This window comes from Thiorhodovibrio litoralis, from assembly GCF_033954455.1.
Classification (GTDB): domain Bacteria; phylum Pseudomonadota; class Gammaproteobacteria; order Chromatiales; family Chromatiaceae; genus Thiorhodovibrio; species Thiorhodovibrio litoralis.
Window position 1 is genome coordinate 4,507,821 of the sequence record NZ_CP121473.1, and the last position, 17,571, is coordinate 4,525,391.

General features: G+C 61.1%; 15 protein-coding genes. 6 read left to right on the plus strand and 9 right to left on the minus strand.

The window, feature by feature from the left end:
* Positions 1–157: 157 nt before the first annotated feature.
* Positions 158–1,891 (minus strand): hypothetical protein, encoded by a 1,734-nt coding sequence (locus tag Thiosp_RS20555; RefSeq protein ID WP_242518841.1) that lies wholly within the window; start codon positions 1,889–1,891, stop codon positions 158–160.
* 124 nt (positions 1,892–2,015) lie between these two features.
* Entirely contained in the window at positions 2,016–3,839 is a 1,824-nt protein-coding gene (locus Thiosp_RS20560) for a PhoX family protein (protein ID WP_201068403.1), read from the minus strand.
* Between the two features lie 265 nt (positions 3,840–4,104).
* On the opposite strand from Thiosp_RS20560, the gene pstS reads away from it, so the two are divergent.
* The 3 genes from pstS to Thiosp_RS20575 all read left to right on the plus strand — a co-directional run bounded on the left by pstS (position 4,105) and on the right by Thiosp_RS20575 (position 6,966).
* On the plus strand, positions 4,105–5,175 hold the full coding sequence (pstS, locus tag Thiosp_RS20565; RefSeq protein WP_201068402.1) for a phosphate ABC transporter substrate-binding protein PstS: 1,071 nt from the start codon (positions 4,105–4,107) through the stop codon (positions 5,173–5,175).
* Between the two features lie 172 nt (positions 5,176–5,347).
* Positions 5,348–6,319, plus strand: coding sequence for a phosphate ABC transporter permease subunit PstC (gene pstC / locus Thiosp_RS20570; RefSeq protein ID WP_201068401.1), 972 nt, complete (start codon positions 5,348–5,350; stop codon positions 6,317–6,319).
* Positions 6,316–6,966, plus strand: a complete 651-nt coding sequence (locus Thiosp_RS20575) for a PstA family ABC transporter permease (RefSeq protein ID WP_242518840.1) — start codon at positions 6,316–6,318, stop codon at positions 6,964–6,966. Before pstC ends, Thiosp_RS20575 begins: the two co-directional genes overlap by 4 nt.
* A 39-nt stretch (positions 6,967–7,005) precedes the next feature.
* On the opposite strand, the gene Thiosp_RS20580 is transcribed toward Thiosp_RS20575, so the two are convergent.
* From Thiosp_RS20580 to Thiosp_RS20595, 4 genes are all read right to left on the minus strand, one after another.
* Positions 7,006–7,815: a DNA-primase RepB domain-containing protein gene (locus tag Thiosp_RS20580; protein ID WP_323696455.1), complete on the minus strand. Its 810-nt coding sequence runs from the start codon at positions 7,813–7,815 to the stop codon at positions 7,006–7,008.
* Positions 7,815–8,666 (minus strand): ExeA family protein, encoded by an 852-nt coding sequence (locus tag Thiosp_RS20585; RefSeq protein WP_323696456.1) that lies wholly within the window; start codon positions 8,664–8,666, stop codon positions 7,815–7,817. Before Thiosp_RS20585 ends, Thiosp_RS20580 begins: the two co-directional genes overlap by 1 nt.
* Complete coding sequence (locus Thiosp_RS20590; protein ID WP_323696457.1) at positions 8,663–10,120, minus strand: DDE-type integrase/transposase/recombinase; 1,458 nt, start codon at positions 10,118–10,120, stop codon at positions 8,663–8,665. The genes Thiosp_RS20585 and Thiosp_RS20590 overlap by 4 nt, the downstream gene beginning before the upstream one ends.
* Positions 10,121–10,213: 93 nt before the next feature.
* Positions 10,214–10,780, minus strand: coding sequence for a hypothetical protein (locus Thiosp_RS20595; RefSeq protein WP_323696520.1), 567 nt, complete (start codon positions 10,778–10,780; stop codon positions 10,214–10,216).
* A gap of 175 nt (positions 10,781–10,955) precedes the next feature.
* Here Thiosp_RS20595 and Thiosp_RS20600 point away from each other — a divergent pair, with 175 nt between their 5' ends.
* The 3 genes from Thiosp_RS20600 to Thiosp_RS20610 are packed head-to-tail and all read left to right on the plus strand — an operon-like array spanning position 10,956 to position 12,977.
* Complete coding sequence (locus Thiosp_RS20600) at positions 10,956–11,303, plus strand: ABC transporter permease subunit (RefSeq protein ID WP_242518173.1); 348 nt, start codon at positions 10,956–10,958, stop codon at positions 11,301–11,303.
* 50 nt (positions 11,304–11,353) lie between these two features.
* Positions 11,354–12,229 carry a phosphate ABC transporter ATP-binding protein PstB gene (pstB, locus tag Thiosp_RS20605; protein ID WP_430738936.1) on the plus strand — a complete coding sequence of 292 codons (876 nt, stop codon included), beginning with the start codon at positions 11,354–11,356 and terminating at the stop codon, positions 12,227–12,229.
* Between the two features lies 1 nt (position 12,230).
* On the plus strand, positions 12,231–12,977 hold the full coding sequence (locus Thiosp_RS20610) for a hypothetical protein (protein WP_201063098.1): 747 nt from the start codon (positions 12,231–12,233) through the stop codon (positions 12,975–12,977).
* Positions 12,978–13,092: 115 nt separating this feature from the next.
* Here Thiosp_RS20610 and typA read toward each other — a convergent pair whose 3' ends face one another.
* From typA to Thiosp_RS20625, 3 genes are all read right to left on the minus strand, one after another.
* The gene (gene typA, locus Thiosp_RS20615) at positions 13,093–14,919 is read right to left on the minus strand and encodes a translational GTPase TypA (protein ID WP_201063097.1); all 1,827 of its coding nucleotides are present in this window, start codon (positions 14,917–14,919) and stop codon (positions 13,093–13,095) included.
* 201 nt (positions 14,920–15,120) lie between these two features.
* A complete protein-coding gene (locus tag Thiosp_RS20620) occupies positions 15,121–15,891 on the minus strand; it encodes a class I SAM-dependent methyltransferase (RefSeq protein ID WP_201063096.1) in 771 nt (256 codons plus the stop codon).
* 154 nt (positions 15,892–16,045) lie between these two features.
* Entirely contained in the window at positions 16,046–17,059 is a 1,014-nt protein-coding gene (locus Thiosp_RS20625) for an Rpn family recombination-promoting nuclease/putative transposase (protein ID WP_201063095.1), read from the minus strand.
* Positions 17,060–17,571: the final 512 nt, after the last annotated feature.

Genomic DNA, 17,571 nt, shown 5'->3' on the forward strand with positions numbered 1-17,571 from the left:
TTGGTTGTTCTCGATGGCATTTTGACCAGCCGCCCGGGGCGGCAAGTTTGACGATAAACTCCGCTAAGCTACAGTTTTTTGATGACAGTTTTATGGCAGCTGCGCGGATTTGCGGGTCCAAACCCGACACAGCAGGTCAGCAAGACGCCGCGCCGGTTCAAGGCAAGGGTTCATCCACGCCGGTTGGCGTTCCGTCCGCAACCCACGGATGAACCTGGGCACCCACCGGCGTCACTGTGGCATCCCGCCCAAGGTTAAAGCTCTGGCGTTCGACGATCCGCTTGTAGGCTTTGTTGAGCGCCAAGGCGCGGGGTTTGGAGGCGAACAGCAGAAAGCCAATGTCACGATTCAGGACATCGAGCATTTCGGGGATGGGCTTCCCTTGGTCGTCGAAGAAGAGCGCGAGAATCTCGCGGTTGGCGCGAAATTCATCGCCGGCGCGATTGGCCTTGAGGTAGAAGGCGTATTCGGGCTCACCGTTGTCAAGCACGGGCTCGAGCAGCCCAGCGAGGCTCTTCTGGCTCCAGTGATACCAGCCCCTTTGGAAGCTCTTGGCATCGAGCTTGCGCGGGAAGGCAAGACTGGCGTCGGTATTGGCCCCCATGCCGCCGTGACAACCGACGCAGTGGGCAAGCTCCTCGTAGGTCTGGGGCCGCAGTTGTCCGTCCGCGTCCTCGATCAGCCCGGCGTAAACCCAACCCTCGCCATTGCTGACGCCCGACTCCATGTTGCCGCGAACCGTCTCGACGCGATCGGGGAAGTCGTGCTTTTCCTTGGTTTCCTCGGCGGCTTGCAGATCGAGCGCGGCATAGGTCATCCAATAAGCCTTGCGTGCGTAGCGCAGTTCCTTCATGCGCGCAGAGAGGTGATTCACCGCGCGTTCGTCAAAGTCAATGTAGCGCAGAGTCTGCAGAAACTCGGTGCCTTCCGGGTACAGGCGCGCAGCGAGATGAACCTCGCCAGAACGCTGCGCTTGCAAGGCCTGGCCAACGTACCACATCAAACGCCCGTCGCGCGGTGACCAGTCGTATTTCACCAGGCTGGCGGTATCGAGCAGGCCGTTTTTGTTTAGATCAACGCCGCCGAGCGCGCGCTCTTCGACCGGCTTGATCGGAATATCGGCTTCACGAATCATAGCCTCGACGATGGCCAGGTTGGTCTTATAGACGCTGAGATTGAAGTCGCCATTGAGGTCGCGCTGAAAGATGTCCGGCAGGCGAATGAGCGCATCGGCCGTGGACCCATTGGTCGGCCAATGGGTACTCGGAAAAGGCGTGTAGGCAAAGGCCCGCCAGCCACTGTAGCCTCTATCTGGAGTGCGGTCGAAGCCTTGGTCGTCGAAATCGAACCAGGCATCGGGAACAAAGCCATCCCAGCGTCCGTCCCCGTTGTAGTCCCAGCCCTCCGGCAATTCGACCAGGGATTTGGCCGGAATGATGCCGCCCGAGGAATCGACATAGTTGCTTTCGCGAATGTAGGCCAGGATCTCGGCATCGCTGATGCGCGAGATCGAGGCGCGGCGGTCGATGTAGAGATTCTTCCAGGGATTCTCCTCCGCCGGTGCCGGGAAGTCGTAGACCAGCTGCAGGTCGGAGTCGTTGACAAAGTTCGGCCGCACCGAACGGGTGTGGCAGGTGTAGCAGGGGTTGACGACGCGGCCCTGGGCATCCTGCGTTTTGGTGTAGCACTGGGAGGGGATCTGCGGGGTTTCGTTCGTCAGCACACGGCTGGTCAGGTCAGACGCTCCGGCTGAGCTGACCACCAAGAGGCTTGCCAGTGTGAGGCTGGCTGGGGCGAGGCTTGCTGGCGCGCGACTGGCTAGGGCGCGGCTGGTTGAGGTCAGCTTGGCTGGATTGATCGTGGTGATTGGGCAGTGGGTTTGCATCGTCATGTCGCTTGTTTTGTCCGCAAAGAAAGAAAGGGAATCCCGAGGGATTCCCTTATCGTGACAGTTGTCGTCTCTATGTTGCAGGCGGCACCGGCGCGCTTGACCGATGCCGCACGCCTTTCGACGGCTATTTGGTCATCGCGGGGAAGACCATGTGGCCGGTGTAGGCGGATGCCTCGGAAGGCTGCTCGAGTTTGTCTTCGTCAGACTCTCCATAGGGGTGCTGGACCACCGACATCAGATAGGCGAAGCCGTTGATGTTCGGGTAGAAGTACGGCGAAGTCGTCTCAGAGCCATAAGGCGTGGTCTGGATACGAGTCAGGCTGCCGGACTGGATGTTGTAGGCCCAGATCATGTCGTTCTGATGGCCAGAGCCGGTGTCTTCACCAATGATCAGGGTGTTGTAACCCGGCATGTAGGTGATGTTGTCCGGGTTGGCGAGGCCGTTGATGTCGCACTTATTCACACCGTCGTAGTTCGGCGAGTCCGCATCGGCGCCGTAGTCGGTGGTCATCGGGGTGCCGGAAACCAGCGGCCACATTTGGGCGGCCGTGTAGTTACCATCGAGCGATAGCGCATAGACGGTTCCACAGGCGTTGCCCTTGGCGATGGTCATGTGGTTGGGACCGCCAATGTCGTATTTGTCATAGGGCGGGGTCTTGCCGGCGCGGTTGAAGTCGAGCATGCCGCGATCCGTCTCGGACATAGCGATATACAGCACGTCCGCATCCGAGTTGTAAGTGATGCCTTCCATCTTGCGGAACTCAGTGGTGCCGCCTGACATTGCCGCCCAGCGGCGTGTCTCGAGGCGCGAGGCAATGTTCCAGTCGGACGCCCAGATAAAGCCGTCACCGTCGATGTCGCGCAGCCTCAGGCACTGGTGGTCACCGTCCTCATGGCCTGCGTTGATCGATGTGTAACCGGCTGGGCAGGCTCCGGTATCCTCGTCGTTCTCCATGATCGGATCGGCTTCGTCGAAGATGTCAGCAAACTTGTAACTGTCCTTCCACTGGCTGACCTGGTCGCTGGTGGCATGGCCGAGGTAAACCCAATCCAGATTCGCCGCGCCAGCGCTGCCGCCGGTTTTTTGCGACCAGCGCGCTACCCAAAGGGAGCCTGAGTCCAAATTCCCAGCGGTGTCAGCCACGAAGCGGAACAGACCGACATTGGTGCCGTCATCGGACATGTAGACGGTCTTGTTGTCCGGCATCACATAGCCGAGCTCCAGCGCCATGCGGCCCATAGCATAGTGCTTGGCGACAGTGGCATCGTTGTAATTGTTGACTTTAACTTCGACCGGATAGCCGTAGTCGTAGGGGTTCATCACGCTGCTGGCCTGCTCCGGAGTGGCGCCGAAATATGTCGCCATGGCAGCGTTGTAGTCGCTGATGTTGTTATCGCGCCACTGTTTGGCATCGGGCTCGTACTCTTCCGAGCCCAGATGCGTACCCCAGGGGGTGACGCTGCCGGCGCAGTGGACCCAGCCGCCACGCACTGCGGAGAAGTCAAGCGCACGGGTGCGAAGAGCGCTGAGCACGCCGGTCTGAGGGTTCTGGCTCAACTCGGTGAGATACATGGCACCTGGGCGCGACTCGAAGTGCGAGACCATGTAGAGCTTTCCGTCCTCGCCGTTCAGGATGGAGGCGAAGTCGTTGTCGTTGGAAATGTAGGGCGAGCCGTCTTCAGCGACCAGCGCATTGCCGTCGATGTCGTGGAGCAAACCAAATGTGCCACCCCCGGCCGTGTCGCCGGAGCGGAGGATGGTGTTGTAGCCGACCTGGACCTGTACACCGTCGACCGTCGCGGAGTCAGAGGTCAGGATGCTGCGTTTCTCAACATCCGTCAGCGGAAAAGGTGCGGGGCTGAATTCAATCGTGCCGGCCAGCGCCAGAGGGGCGGTGGTTAAAGTGAGCGCTGCCGCGACAGCGCGATGAAGCTGGTTACTCGCCATGGTGTGTTCCCCCAGTTAGAGAGTTGGCAGTTGGAGATATTGAAACCACGGCAGCATAGTCAGCGTTTGTGAAAAAACGGTTTCGTGCAAATGACAGTTCGATGATGATTTCGTGACAACACACGGAATACTGGCACCCGCGGAGAATACAATTCGCCCCCCCTTCTTCGTCACAAAAGATTCACAGACAAAGCCAGCCAGATTTGGACAATGCGTATCAGGTTTTCACTCTGATCGTTGTTTGCCCAACTCTGGAGGTTATCTCATGGCTCTTGCCAGCTTTACCCGCCGCACCCTCGCGGCCTGCACGCTGTCCGCTCTGGCGTTCGCGCCACTCGCCCATGCGGAAGAGACCCAGCTGACCGGCTCGGGCGCGAGTTTCCCTTTCCCGCTTTACGCCAAGTGGGCCAAGGATTTCAGCAAGAAGAACAAAGACATCCAGGTTCAGTACCAGGCAGTTGGCTCGGGTGCTGGCATCCGTGCATTCATCGCTGAAACCGTGGATTTCGCTGCATCCGATGCGGCCATGAACGATGAGGAAATCGCCAAGGTTCCCGCTGAGAAGGGTGTGGTGCTGCTGCCGATGACCGCTGGCGAGGTGGTGCTGTCTTACAACCTGCCGGGCAACCCGGAACTCAAGCTACCGCGCGATGTGATGAACGACATTTTCCTCGGCAAGCTGACCACCTGGCAGGACGAGCGCCTGCAGAAGGCGAACCCGGACGTGAAGTTCCCCGATGATGACATCACTGTGGTGCGCCGTTCCGATTCATCCGGCACCACCTATGTTTTCACCGGTCATCTGGCCTGTGCGAGCGACGAGTTCAAGAAAGACGTGGGTCATGGCAAGAGCGTGGACTGGCCGAAGAGCTTTGTCGGTGCCCCCAAGAACGACGGTGTCGCGGCCATGATCAAGCAGACTCCGGGCGCGATCGGCTACATCGAGTACGGCTATGCTGAGGCGACCGGTCAGCCGATGGCCACCTTGCAGAACAAGGCCGGCGAGTTCGTCAAGCCGGGTGAGGCATCCGGTCAGGCCGCGCTGGCCTCGGCGGAGTTCCCGAGCGGCGATCTCCCGGGTTACGAGGGCACGCCTGATCTGCGCGTCTGGGTGTGTGATCCTGAGGGCAAAGAGGCTTATCCCATCGCCACCTTTACCTGGATGCTGATGTACCAGCATCAGGATGAGGAAAAAGCCAAGGTGCTGCGGGACTTCGTCGAGTACGGCTTGAATGAGGGCCAGAAATCTGCCCCCAAGATGGGCTACATCCCGCTTCCGGCCAACGTCAAGGCCAAGGTTGAGGAAGCTCTGAAGCTGGTTGGCGGCGCCGAGTAAAGCTCCCCTAAGTACAGCTCATCAAGTAACGCTCCTTAAGCAAAGCCTCTCAATAATGGAACACGCGGCGGGTCACCGAAAGCGATCCACCGCGTGTTTGCCGTTGGATGAGAGCCGCTTTTGAAGCAATCACCCCCTTTCTGGCCGCCAATCAAGTCATTCGCATCGCGTTATGGTTTCCAATCCCTTTGCTCATGTTGTCACCAAATTCTCCGAGCCGCCCTCGGCGAGCGACTACGCCGTCGACAAAGCGCTGCGGATGATTGTGCAGGGCGCCGCCGCCGTCATTTTGCTGCTGGTGGCCTACATCATTTTCGAGCTTGGCCGTCAGGCACTGCCCGCCATACTGAGCTTTGGTCCGGGTTTTCTGATCGGAACCGATTGGAATGTGCAGGAAAAGGTCTTCGGCATCCTGCCCGAGATCTGGGGCACGCTCTACAGTTCGTTGCTGGCCCTCTTTATTGGCGGCATCTTTGGCGTGGCCATTGCCATCTTCTTGACCCAGGATTTCCTTGATCATCGCCTGTCGAACGTATTTCGCACCATTGTCGAGATGCTGGCAGCTATTCCCTCGGTGGTCTATGGCCTCTGGGGTATCTATGTGCTGATTCCGCTGATTCGACCGGGTGCCGAATGGTTGCACGAGACTTTCGGCTGGTTCCCATTGTTCGGAACCGATCTGGCCGGCCCCGGCATGGCCCCGGCAGCCTTGGTGCTGGCGGTGATGATTCTGCCGACGGTGGCGGCCATCTCAGTCGACGCCTTCCGCCGCGTGCCCTACAAGGTGAAAGAAGCCGCCTATGGCATGGGCACCACGCGCTGGGAGGCGATCATGAAAGTGATGCTGCCAACTGCCTCCAGCGGCATTCTCGCAGCACTGGTGCTGGGCTTTGGCCGTGCACTGGGCGAGACCATGGCGCTGGCGATGCTCATCGGCAACTCCAACCAGATCAGCCTGTCGCTATTCGCGCCGGCCAATACGCTGGCATCACTGCTGGCGTCGAGCTTCCCGGAAGCCGGCCCGGTCGAGGTGCAAGCGCTGATGTATGCGGCCTTGGCGCTGCTCGCAATCACACTCATCGTTAACGTGCTTGGCCTCTGGATCATGAAGGCGGCCACACGCAAATTCGAGGGTAAGGCATGACCAGAGTCGCTAGCGAGGCCCTGCTTGAGCAGGATTTGGCCTCGATGAAACAACTGCGAGGCTCGCTGCTTGAAGGGCGCGGTCTTCAGAGCCGAATTTTCACCGGCATCACCTGGGGCCTGGCCATTCTCGCCTCGTTGCCGCTGTTCTCAGTGATCTACATGCTGATCGCCAAGGGCGGCGCGCGCATCAACTGGGAGACCCTGACCGCACTGCCGCCCGCAGCCTTTGAGTTCGGCGGCGGCATTGGCCCGGCCATTGTGGGCACGGGCATCATGGTCGGCATCGGCTCGCTCATCAGCATCCCCATCGGCATTCTCGCCGCCATTTATCTGGCCGAGGTCGATCCTTACAGCAAGCTGGCCGAGACGGCACGCTTTCTGGCCAAGGTGCTGACCGGCTTTCCGTCCATCCTCGCCGGTGTCTTCGTTTATGCCGTGCTGGTCGTCACCATGAAGTCCTACTCCGCCTGGGCCGGTGGTATTGCGCTCGCGGTGCTGATGCTGCCGACCATCATTCTGACGGCGGAGGAAGTGAGCGTAATCACGATAATTGCGGGACCCATTTCCAAGCCATTTGAAGGACATGGAATGCGTGTGGGATCACGGGGGCCGTTACTGGCCGACAGCGGGAAGCCGGAATCGTGAACCACGCTCCCCCCCTGAGGGGGGAGAGACGCAGCGGGTTCAGTTGCCTCTAGCGCTCTGGCGAATGGCGCGAGCGAGGGTGTAGCGGGCATAGCGCTCGGCATCGGCTCCGCGACGCGGGGACGCGCGCTCGAGCAAGCGTTGGTAGACCGTGGTCGGTGCAAGGCCGGCCTCAAGAGCGCCGCAGACCCAGCCCCATTCGCGGGCAGATTCGGACGGATCACCGGTGGATAAGCGCGCCCGTGGAGCGCAGTTGACGACCGGCGGCGGAGCCGGAGCCATCGTTGGCAAGGCCGGAGTTGGATCCCAGACGCGCTCCTGCGGGCTTGGTCGCCGAAGGACATTGACCCACTCCCCGCCACGCTTGGCATTCTTCATCCCGGCGAGCCGACCGAGGTGCTCACCGGAGACCGAGCCCGGATCGGCGCCAACGCGCGGGATCAGCCAACGCTGCACATCACAGCGCTGCGCCTCATCGAGCGCGCGGGTCAGCCGTAGCCACAGGTGGCAGCCCCCGAGCGTCGAAGTCTGCACCACCAGGGCCGCATAGTGCCGAGCGATGCGCTGCGCCATCGGCCGTGCGACATCATCGAGAAACACCATTGGCCAGGGATAGCCGCGGGCTGGACGGATATAAATATCGGCCTGTTGGACATTGCGCGCTCTGGCCAGCCCCAACGGAAGCTGATCCAAAGAGCGATCATGGAACCACAGCATCGTCGCCTTGGCGGTGCGCACCGCCAAATCGGCACGCACGATGCCAGCGTCGTGCCATGCCTCAAGCATCACGGCGGTGTGTCTTGCCGCTGTCATGGCCTGGTGCGGGCGCTCAGCGCTCAAGCGGCTCATCAGGCGCCCGCCCTGGCACTCGGGCGTTGGCGGGCGTTGCCCGCCGCTGAACCAAACACCTCAAGGTAGAGTTGTTCATCGAGCTGCGCGCGTTCGAGCCGAGCAGCCTGCGCCAGCAATTCTGCCGCCATGGTCGTGAGCACGCGATAATTGCCCAACGCATGCTCAGCGAGCGTCTTCATCAGCCCTGCGCTCATCAGACTCGCATTGCCGGCACTGTGTTGTAAATGCTCCAGGCAGGCGACCAGCGCCTCGCGACTGGCATACTCCATACTCAGGCGCGTACGGATACGACTGCCCAGCGGCAGCAACTCCTCACGGCGCAGCTTGGTCGCCAGGCGGCCATCGCCGGCCAGGATCACGCTCAACAACGTGCGCGAATCGAACTGCATGGAGGTCAGCAGACGCAGCTCATTGAGCACCGTCGGATGCATCTCCTGCGCCTCGTCGATGAGCAACACCGGGCGCAACAGCGTCGTCTCCAGATGCGCCAGCCAGCGCTCGCGCAGGATCTTGAAGCCACCCCAGCGGTTATGGGGCTTGAGGTCAACGGCGAACAGATCGCCCATCTCGCGGTAGAAGTCCGCCACCTTCGAGCTGGGATGCGTGAGCGCCCCAACGCTGATATCGGGCAGCTGGCGCAGACGCTCATCGAGCAGGCGCAGTACCGCACTCTTGCCGGTACCCGGATCACCTTGAATGAGCGCAAAACCGCCTTCGCGGATCAGGCTCTGCTCGATGCGCCAGCAAAACTGCTCCACCGGCGCGCTGCGATGCAGTGCCGCCGTCGGCAGCTCCGGGGAGAACGGATTGAACTTCAGTCCATAGAGGGCCAGCAGGGTCTTGTTCATCGACTGGATTCCAGGTCATCGTGTTTTGGCAGATAGGCCGGCGGCAGACCGGTGGCGGCATACTCGGCGAGCAAGTCGCGCAGCAACGGTGGCAGCGTCGTGGCGCGTTGTGATGGCGGTGGCGGTGCGCCGGCGGGCTCAAGGCGCCGACGCTGCCCGGAGGCATTGGCGGCTTTATCGAGGGGATAGAGGCGGCAGAGGATGGCGCCCGAGTGGGGATCAACCACGTCCACAGCACTCAGATCCCAGCGGGCATAAGCGATATGCAGTTGCTCAAGGTGACGCAAGCGCGCCGGCACCTCGAAGCGCTTGCCCGCCAGGCTGAGCGTCCCATCGCTGCGGCGCTGACGGCGTTGGACGCGACAACGAAAAGCGGCGCGGACCTGCTCGCTGTCCGGACAGGGGCGCCCCACGTTGGGCGCATCGAGAAGACGCGCAAGCGGCGTGGCGGCGGTCTCACTGTGGACCTTGCGGTGGTACTCCTGCTCCACCCACGCCTGAGTGAGGGTGTTGAGCCGCTGCAGGCTCAGCTCCTCCAGCCCCTTAAGCATCGCCATCAGGCGGCCTTCCAGCGTGGCCCAGAAGCGCTCCTGCTTGGCGTTCTGATACGGGCTGTACGGCAGGGTCGGCTCGTGGAGGATGCCCAGCGCATGCAATCCGGCGGTGAATTCCTCGGCCTGCATTGCCGCGCCGTTATCGCTCATCAGGGCGCGCGGCAGCCCGCGCTTGTGCAACGCCTGTCCCAGACCATGCACCAAGGTCTCGGTGGTCTCATCGAGGTACCACTGCAGATGGCAGATCAGGCGCGAGTGATCGTCGATGACCGCCAGCAGCAGGGGCTTGACCCAGACGCCACCCCGGGTGAGGACGTTGCGCGAGCCATGATGAAAGTCCAGATGCCACAAGGCATGGACATACTGGGCTTCATAGCTGCGCACCTCGCAGGCCTCCAGGCGCCGCGCGGCCTGCTCGGCCCCGGGTGTCTTGCGCGCCGGGACACGCCGGCGGTGCAGGCCCGCGCGCTTCATGAAGCGGCGCACGGTGGCATAGGAGGGCAGCGGCCCCAGGGTTTCATCGCCCGCGCACAAGGCGGCGAGGTTGTCGTAATGCAGCTGCACCGTCCAACCGGGGTAGTCGCGGTATTGCGCCTGTACGGCCTCCATCAGGCGCGGGCTCAGCGCGCGCTGCTCCCCGGCATCGCTGCGCCGGCGCGGGCGCAGTGCGGTCACCGGGTCTTGGGCATCGCGTGCGAGGTAATACCAGCGCTCCAAGGTCCCAAAGCTAAAACTGACCGCCCGCCCAGTCACCGGATGACGCCATGACTTGGCCGCCAGCGCCTTCAGCCGCGCGCCCAGCGCGTTCGCCGGCGCAGGATCAGCCAATAAAGGACCAATAATGGCAAAGCGCAACCGCGCCCAACCATCGGGATCACCGAGGCCGTTGTCATCGGACATTCGTCTTCACCTCCCAGTTGTTTCACACATCACCGGGAGTCTAGAAGGCGCCGCCCAGCGGCGCGATGAGGTCTTCTGCGGGTTGGCGTTGCCCTACAGCAAGCCTGTCGCTGTCGTGCTCGGGGCGATCAATATCAGCAGTTGCACGACGCGCTCGGACAACGCTTTTGCGCTCAATTTTTCCAGCAGGGATCCTGGCAGGTGCTCGGTGGCGATCGGCGGCATCAACAGACCAGCCAAGGATCGAAAGCAGCGGGTTTGCACAAACTGCTCACGCCACCAGTGCTGCCACCGCCGCAGGGTTTGGACGGTGACACCGAGCGTCTTGATCAAGCGCCGGCGACGCGATGCGCTCAGTCCGTCATGCAGGGCCGAAATCAGCACGACGATGACCCCGAGATAGACCTTGCGGCCCAGAAACCGAACGGAAGGCGGGGTGCTGCGCCGCCGGCACCCGTCCGCGGCGCAGCAGAAACTCAGACGGCTCTGGTAGCTCTCATCCAAGACGCCACGCACACCTCGGGGCTTACGCGGATAACGGGCGCTGTGCAACGCACCACCGCAGTCACAGCCGCCCGCGCGGACTTCCTCGGCAATCGACTCGTCGATCCGGGTGAGCAGTTGGTAAAAGTTCGTGTCGGCAAGAAAGGCGTGACACACTGGGACTGTCTCCTGGTTTTTGGCGAAATTCGGAGACAGCCCTCTCGGACAACTTGCGTCAAGTTGTTTGAGGGGGTTTTTTGTTTTCCCTCACTGAATTTGCTCAGAATCGCGGCCGATTCCCGCAAATAGTCTGCTCAGGCTCAAGGAAGCACTCAAACAGGTACCGCAAAAGATGAAAGACGCCGCCTACGGCATGGGCTGCACCCGCGCGCAGGTGATTGCCGCCGTGACACTGCCCACCGGCATGCCGGGCGTGATCACCGGTGTGCTGCTGGCGGTGGCGGGCGCGGCTGGCGAATCGGCACCGCTGCTGTTCACCGCCCTGTTCAGCACCTACTACGTCAATGGTCTGGAGGGGCTGGGACAGCCGACCGCCTCGCTGTCGATCCTGATCTACAACTTCTCCGGCATGCCTTATGACAATCAGCTCGAGCTGGCCTGGGCGGCGTCCCTGGTGCTGGTGCTCATCATTCTGGTGTTTAACATCCTTGCCCGCGTCCTGGGTCGGCAAAAATTCTAAAAGACAATTTTTGAGGTATTGAAGACATGAATGCGACCGCAGATGCGAGCATGATTGAGAGCAGGTTATTGGAAACAGACACTGGCAGCAGCAGTAAAAGCGACACTGCGACGGGGTCTATCACAGAGGCTGCCGCTTGGCACGTCGATCCAAAGCAGACGGTCATGGACTGCCGGTTGGATAAAATCTTTTACGGCGACTTTCTCGCCGTGCGCAATAGCATTGTGCCCATCGAGAAGAATAAAATCACCGGCTTCATCGGCCCCTCGGGCTGCGGCAAATCGACCGTGCTGCGCAGCTTAAACCGCATGAACGACCTCATTCCGGTGTTCCGCTTTGAAGGTTCGGTCACCTATCATGGCCAGGACATCTACGACAAAACCATTGATCCTGTCCTGGTGCGGCGTTACATCGGCATGGTGTTCCAGCAGCCCAATCCCTTTTCCATGAGCATCTACGACAACGTCGCCTTTGGCCTGCGGCTCAATCGCTTCAAAGGGGACATGAACGAGCGGGTGGAAAAGGCCCTGCGCAGCGCCGCACTCTGGAATGAGGTCAAGGACAAGCTCAAGAACAGCGGTTTGTCGCTCTCTGGCGGTCAGCAGCAGCGTCTGTGCATTGCCCGCGCGGTGGCGACTGAACCCGATGTGCTGCTGATGGATGAGCCCTGCTCGGCGCTCGACCCCATCGCCACCCGTCAGGTCGAGGAGTTAATGCTGGAGCTGAAGGAAAACTACACGGTCGCACTGGTGACACACAACATGCAGCAGGCCACGCGCGTGGCCGATACCACGGCATTTTTCTCGGTCGATATCTCCGAGGGCGGGCGCACCGGCTATCTGGTCGAAATGGGCGACACCCAGCAGATATTCGCAGACCCGCGCGAGAAACTGACCCGCGAGTACATCGCTGGCGAGTTTAGTTGATGTGTCGAGAGTTTCCCTGGGCGCGCGTCTGAATCTTCCCACCATCGAGGCCTCGCTGCGCGCGGTTCAAGATGGGTTCGAGCGCATCAACCAGACGCTGACCACGCCGCGGGACCCGCTGAGCGACCAGGTGCTTGATCAGCTGCTGGCCGGCTATCGCCAGGTGGATGCCTGGCTGGAGCATGGGCAGGACCCCTTCGCGCTCGGCCAGTCCGCCCAGCTGCTTGGGCTAAATGCCCTGGTGCTCTGGGGCGAGGCCGAGCCTGCCTGCAGTGAGGCGCGCCACCAGCTCGAAGCAACCGAGGAGCAGTTCTATGCCACCGGCGACGGCGGCATCGGCGAACTCATCAACTGTTATCAACTGCTCGAGAAGCAGAGCATCTGGCGGCGCTCCGCGCGGGTTTATATCCAGATCCTAAGCCAGCCGCAGCTCTTCCTGGAGGGCAACCATCGCACCGGCTCGCTGGTCATGAGCTACCTGCTCGCACGCGCTGGCAAACCACCATTCGTACTATCAGTCGACAACGCCAAGGCCTATTTCGACCCATCCACCCTGGTTAAGAACTCCCGCAAGCACAGCCTGAGCATGCTGCTTGAGCGCCCTAAACTGGTCAAACGCTTCGCTCGCCTGCTGCAAGAATCAGCGGACGCCAAACATATGGCGCCCAGTTCCCCGCTACATCGCCCTAGCCTGTATCGGCTGGGAGGCCGAGCACCAGCGCGAAGTGGCCTGAGAAAACCGGCTTAGCCAAGCATTCAGTCAACCGGTTGCCTTTGACGCAGCTTGATGCGGCTTGAGGTGCGCTGAATGAACGCCGCTAGCGCCGAGCCGCTGCGCAAACAGCCCCCTGGCCCACGCACAACTAGCCGCCGCGCGCGGCGCGCTTGCGCTCGTGCTCCTTCAGGAAGCGCTTGCGAATGCGAATGCCCGATGGCGTGATTTCCACGAGTTCGTCGTCCTCAATGAACTCCAGCGCCTGCTCAAGGGAAAAGCGCACCGGCGGCGTGAGCAGGATGTTCTCATCCGAGCCAGCGGCGCGGATGTTGGTGAGCTGCTTGGCCTTGAGCGGGTTGACGACCAGATCGTTGTCGCGCGAGTGGATGCCGACCACCTGGCCTTCGTAAACCTCCTCACCGGGCGCGACCAGTAGGCGCCCGCGATCCTGCAAGTTAAAGAGCGCATAGCCGAGCACCTTGCCCTGACTGTTGGAGATCATGGCACCGTTGCGGCGCGGCGCGATACCGCCTTGATTGGCCGGGCCATAGTGGTCGAAGACATGGTGCTTGAGTCCAGTGCCGGAGGTCAGCGACATGAACTCGGTTTGGAAGCCGATCAGCCCGCGTGAGGGGATTTCATAATCCAGGCGCACTCGGCCCTTGCCGTCCGGGACCATGTCTTTCAGCTCGCCCTTGCGCTCACCCAGTGCTTGCATGATGGCGCCTTGATTGGCCTCGTCCAGGTCGACCGTGAGCTGCTCATAGGGCTCACAGATCACACCATCGACCTCGCGGAAGATAACCTCCGGGCGCGAGACAGCCAGCTCATAGCCCTCGCGGCGCATGTTCTCAAGCAGAATGGACAGATGCAGCTCGCCACGCCCGGAGACGCGGAACTTTTCCGGGTCCGTGCCCTCCTCGACGCGCAGGGCAACATTATGGATTAGCTCGCGTTCGAGTCGGTCCTTCAGCTGGCGACTGGTCAGGTACTTGCCATCCTTGCCGGCGAAGGGCGAGGTATTCACCTGGAACGTCATAGTCACCGTCGGCTCATCGACCGTCAACGCCGGCAAGGCCTCGACCGCTTCCGGATCGCACAGGGTGTCGGACACATTGGGCGCATCAATGCCGGTCAGCGCCACGATGTCGCCAGCCTGCGCCTGTTTCTCCTCGAAGCGTTCGAGCCCCATGTAGCCATACACCAGCCCTATCTTGGCGCGCTGGCGGTTGCCGTCGCGCTTGACCACAATGATTTGCTGATTCGGCTTGACCGCGCCGCGCTGAATGCGACCGACCGCAATCGCGCCGACAAAGGAGCTGTAGTCCAGGGTCGATATCTGCATCTGGAAGCGCCCGTCCGGGTCCACCTCTGGCGGCGGGCAATGCTCAATGATGGCCTCGAACAGCGGGTTCATATCGCCCTCGCGCACATTCTCGTCCAGGCCCGCATAGCCATTGATGGCCGAGGCATAGACGATGGGGAAATCGAGCTGCTCGTCAGTGGCGCCGAGACGGTCGAACAAATCAAACACCTGGTCGATCACCCAATCCGGTCGCGCACCGGGCTTGTCGATCTTGTTCACCACCACGATCGGCCGCAAGCCATGCTGAAAGGCCTTGGTGGTCACAAAGCGCGTCTGCGGCATTGGGCCTTCTTGCGCGTCGACCAGCAGCAGCACCGAGTCCACCATGGACAGCACCCGCTCCACCTCGCCGCCAAAGTCCGCATGCCCGGGCGTGTCAACGATATTGATGCGGTAGTCCTCGCCCTTAAGCGAGAGGCGCAGCGCGGTGTTTTTCGACAGGATGGTAATGCCGCGTTCTTTCTCGAGGTCGTTCGAGTCCATGACCCGCTCGACCGGGCCGAAGCGCTCGCCGAGCGTACCGGACTGTTGCAGAAGCTTATCAACCAGTGTTGTCTTGCCATGGTCGACATGGGCGATGATGGCAATATTGCGCAGACGTTCGATCACTGAACCTTTACTCCCCGGGGGCGAAAAACGGCAAATCAAAAAAAGCGCGGCCAACAACTGGCCGCGCTGGCGCGAGTATAGCCGAGTCGCCCATCCCCCGCGCGACCAAGCGCGCCTCGGCAGCGCGCACCGCGCGGCATCAGGGTCTCAAACGTCCCCCAAAAGCCTCTGGACGCGAACGCAGGCGCCTTGCCAGAGTCATCAATCACCGAGCTTCCGGGCGATATAGAACCCGTAGCTGTAGTAGTCCCGGTAGCGCTCATAAAGCGCGCTTTCCTGCTCTTCGGCGGCGACGATGGCCTGCGCGGCCTCGCTGTGCTGGTGCCGCTCGAGGAACTCCGGGAAGCGCGCCTGCATTGGCCGGTAATACTGATCGATCCAGCACTGTTGCGGCAGAATGAAATAGCCAATGGGAGCGTAGCCTTGCTGCTCGAGGATCTGCAGCTTGGCCGCGGCGGTGTCAATCTGCGGATACTCCCGCTGCCAATGCGCTTGCACCTCGGCGGGACGCGTGGCGCTGGTCCAGGTGATCTCCGAGACCGCCAGAACACCGCCAGCTTTCAGATAGCGGCGCCAGTCGCCCACGCCTTTTTCGAAGCCAATGTTGTAGATGGCGCCCTCGGACCAGATCAGGTCGAAGGTATTCGGCTCGAAGGGCAAGTCTTCCATGCCATGGCACAGCGCTTGGATCTTCTCGCCCACCCCGGCTTCTCGCGCGCGCTCGTCAAGCACATCGAGAAAGTCCCGCAGAAAATCCACCGCCGTGATCTCGGCATCGAGCAGCCGTGCTAGCACCAGGGTCGAGGCACCAGTGCCGCAGCCGATGTCAGCGATTTGCAGCCGTCTGTTCTGATGAAGAAGGGCCATGTTGTGCATGGCCAGGCGCAGCGCCTGCTCTGACTCGGCATCTCCACCCGGACCCTGGCGGTCGGCATCCTTGTGCAGGTCGATCAAAAGTTGCATGTCATCCATTGTGGAAGTTTCCTCATTGGTGAAGCGCTTACTTCGATAGGCACGAACCACGGTGCTGGAAGGTGAAGCCTGACACTCAGGCCGCATCAGTCAGGGGGGGGTTGGGCGTCGCGTCCGGGTGGCTCAGAAATATATTCTGAACCTAACGGGAACATTAGTGTATGACGGCATCGGGACTGTCGGCACTTAGCAACCGTTCGGACCAAGCGAGCAGCGTCTCGGCATCGGCTTTCAGAATCCGTTCGCGCACCTCCGGACTCGGCGGACCGAATTTCTGGCGCATCAGACGCAGCAGCAACTTCGCCTCGCCATTGCGCTCGCCTTTCTCCAACCCTTGCTCCCGTCCCTGTTCCCGTCCCTGTTCCAGCCCCTGTTCCAGTCCTTTCTGGCGGCCTTGTTCGATGTAGCGATCAATCCAGGTCTGCATGAGTGGATCTCCATCGGCAGTCTGTTTCAACAGGCGGCGGGCGTCGTCTTCTTCCACCCGCCCGGTGCCTTGGACGTAGTAGCGTAGCAAAGATTCGAGAATCTCCAAGGCCGTGTCGCGGTTGTCGATCTGCTCGATCAGCGCCATAAGCTCGGCCAAGCGTTCCACGGGTGCGTCCGAGAAAATCCAGCGTAGCGCCAGTTGCACCAACCGGGTAAGCACCGTGCCTTTGACCTCGGCGTCGGCGCGGGCAGAGAGATCATGCAGCGCATAGCCAAACTGCGGCACGAAGGGCGCGAGCGCCGCCGGCAATGGGTCGACCAAATCATGAAAGCGGCTCGGCACGCGCCAGGGGCGGGTGCCGTGGTAGATCACCAGCGGATAGACCGGCGGCAGGGTGCGTGCCTCGGGATGTTGTTTGCGGTGCTCGTCACCCTCGGCAACGAGATAGCGCAGCAATTGAAGCAGTACCCAATGCTCGGGCTGACTCTTGTGCTCGAACAGAATGTAAACGAAGCAAACCGCCTCGCCGTCACGGCTGTGCAGGCGATAGACCAGATCGGAGAAGGCGCTGCGCAGATCGGCCGCCACATAGCTGTCCTTGGCGATTTCCAGGCTGTCGAGATCGAAGGCATCTTGCAGCACGCTCGGCAGGTGCAGGCGCAGAAAGTCGAGCGCGATCTCGCGCCGGCCGAAGCTCTCGCGAAAAAAGGCATCGTGCGGGTTGGCAATCTGATCCATGTAGCTCCGGGTATGTGAGCATCAGCGCCCAATCATACTCAAGCCCGGCCGACACTCGCTCTTTCTTCGAGTGCGCGCGTCATAACAAACCTGCCACCAGAAAAGAATTCGACCATGGCCCCTTTGATTTTCCTTCGATTTTAGCCGAGTCGCCCGCCAGCCGTGCGACCAGCGGACCGCCCGCAGGTCACGGCCGCCCAAGATAGCCGCACACTCTCGAACACCGCCTTGCGAGAACGTCCTAACCCACGCGCACCCATGGGGAAAACCCCGATACCCACAATCACTGTGGATAACTCTGTGCAAAAACCGTGATGTCAGCCACTGAACCCGCCCCACCACTCGCCTTGGGTTAAATTGGCCGAAATCTGATCAATACTATAACGTCTTGATTAATTGATATTATTTGATTTACACCTTAAGAATCGCGATGCCTGCCAAAGAGCGCAAGCAAACGCGGTCAGCCGTTGTGAATAAGGTTTCTATCTTTCTGTCAAGTGCCTGAGCCCTCC

Bases quoted from the DNA above. Each gene is read 5' to 3' on its own strand.
- Thiosp_RS20600 (WP_242518173.1), top strand. From the start codon at position 10,956: ATGAAAGACGCCGCCTACGGCATGGGCTGCACCCGCGCGCAGGTGATT.
- Thiosp_RS20560 (WP_201068403.1), bottom strand. From the start codon at position 3,839: ATGGCGAGTAACCAGCTTCATCGCGCTGTCGCGGCAGCGCTCACTTTA.
- pstC (WP_201068401.1), top strand. From the start codon at position 5,348: ATGGTTTCCAATCCCTTTGCTCATGTTGTCACCAAATTCTCCGAGCCG.
- Thiosp_RS20580 (WP_323696455.1), bottom strand. From the start codon at position 7,815: ATGAGCCGCTTGAGCGCTGAGCGCCCGCACCAGGCCATGACAGCGGCA.
- Thiosp_RS20585 (WP_323696456.1), bottom strand. From the start codon at position 8,666: ATGAACAAGACCCTGCTGGCCCTCTATGGACTGAAGTTCAATCCGTTC.
- Thiosp_RS20555 (WP_242518841.1), bottom strand. From the start codon at position 1,891: ATGACGATGCAAACCCACTGCCCAATCACCACGATCAATCCAGCCAAG.
- Thiosp_RS20590 (WP_323696457.1), bottom strand. From the start codon at position 10,120: ATGTCCGATGACAACGGCCTCGGTGATCCCGATGGTTGGGCGCGGTTG.
- pstS (WP_201068402.1), top strand. From the start codon at position 4,105: ATGGCTCTTGCCAGCTTTACCCGCCGCACCCTCGCGGCCTGCACGCTG.
- pstB (WP_430738936.1), top strand. From the start codon at position 11,354: ATGATTGAGAGCAGGTTATTGGAAACAGACACTGGCAGCAGCAGTAAA.
- Thiosp_RS20575 (WP_242518840.1), top strand. From the start codon at position 6,316: ATGACCAGAGTCGCTAGCGAGGCCCTGCTTGAGCAGGATTTGGCCTCG.
- Thiosp_RS20625 (WP_201063095.1), bottom strand. From the start codon at position 17,059: ATGGATCAGATTGCCAACCCGCACGATGCCTTTTTTCGCGAGAGCTTC.
- Thiosp_RS20620 (WP_201063096.1), bottom strand. From the start codon at position 15,891: ATGGATGACATGCAACTTTTGATCGACCTGCACAAGGATGCCGACCGC.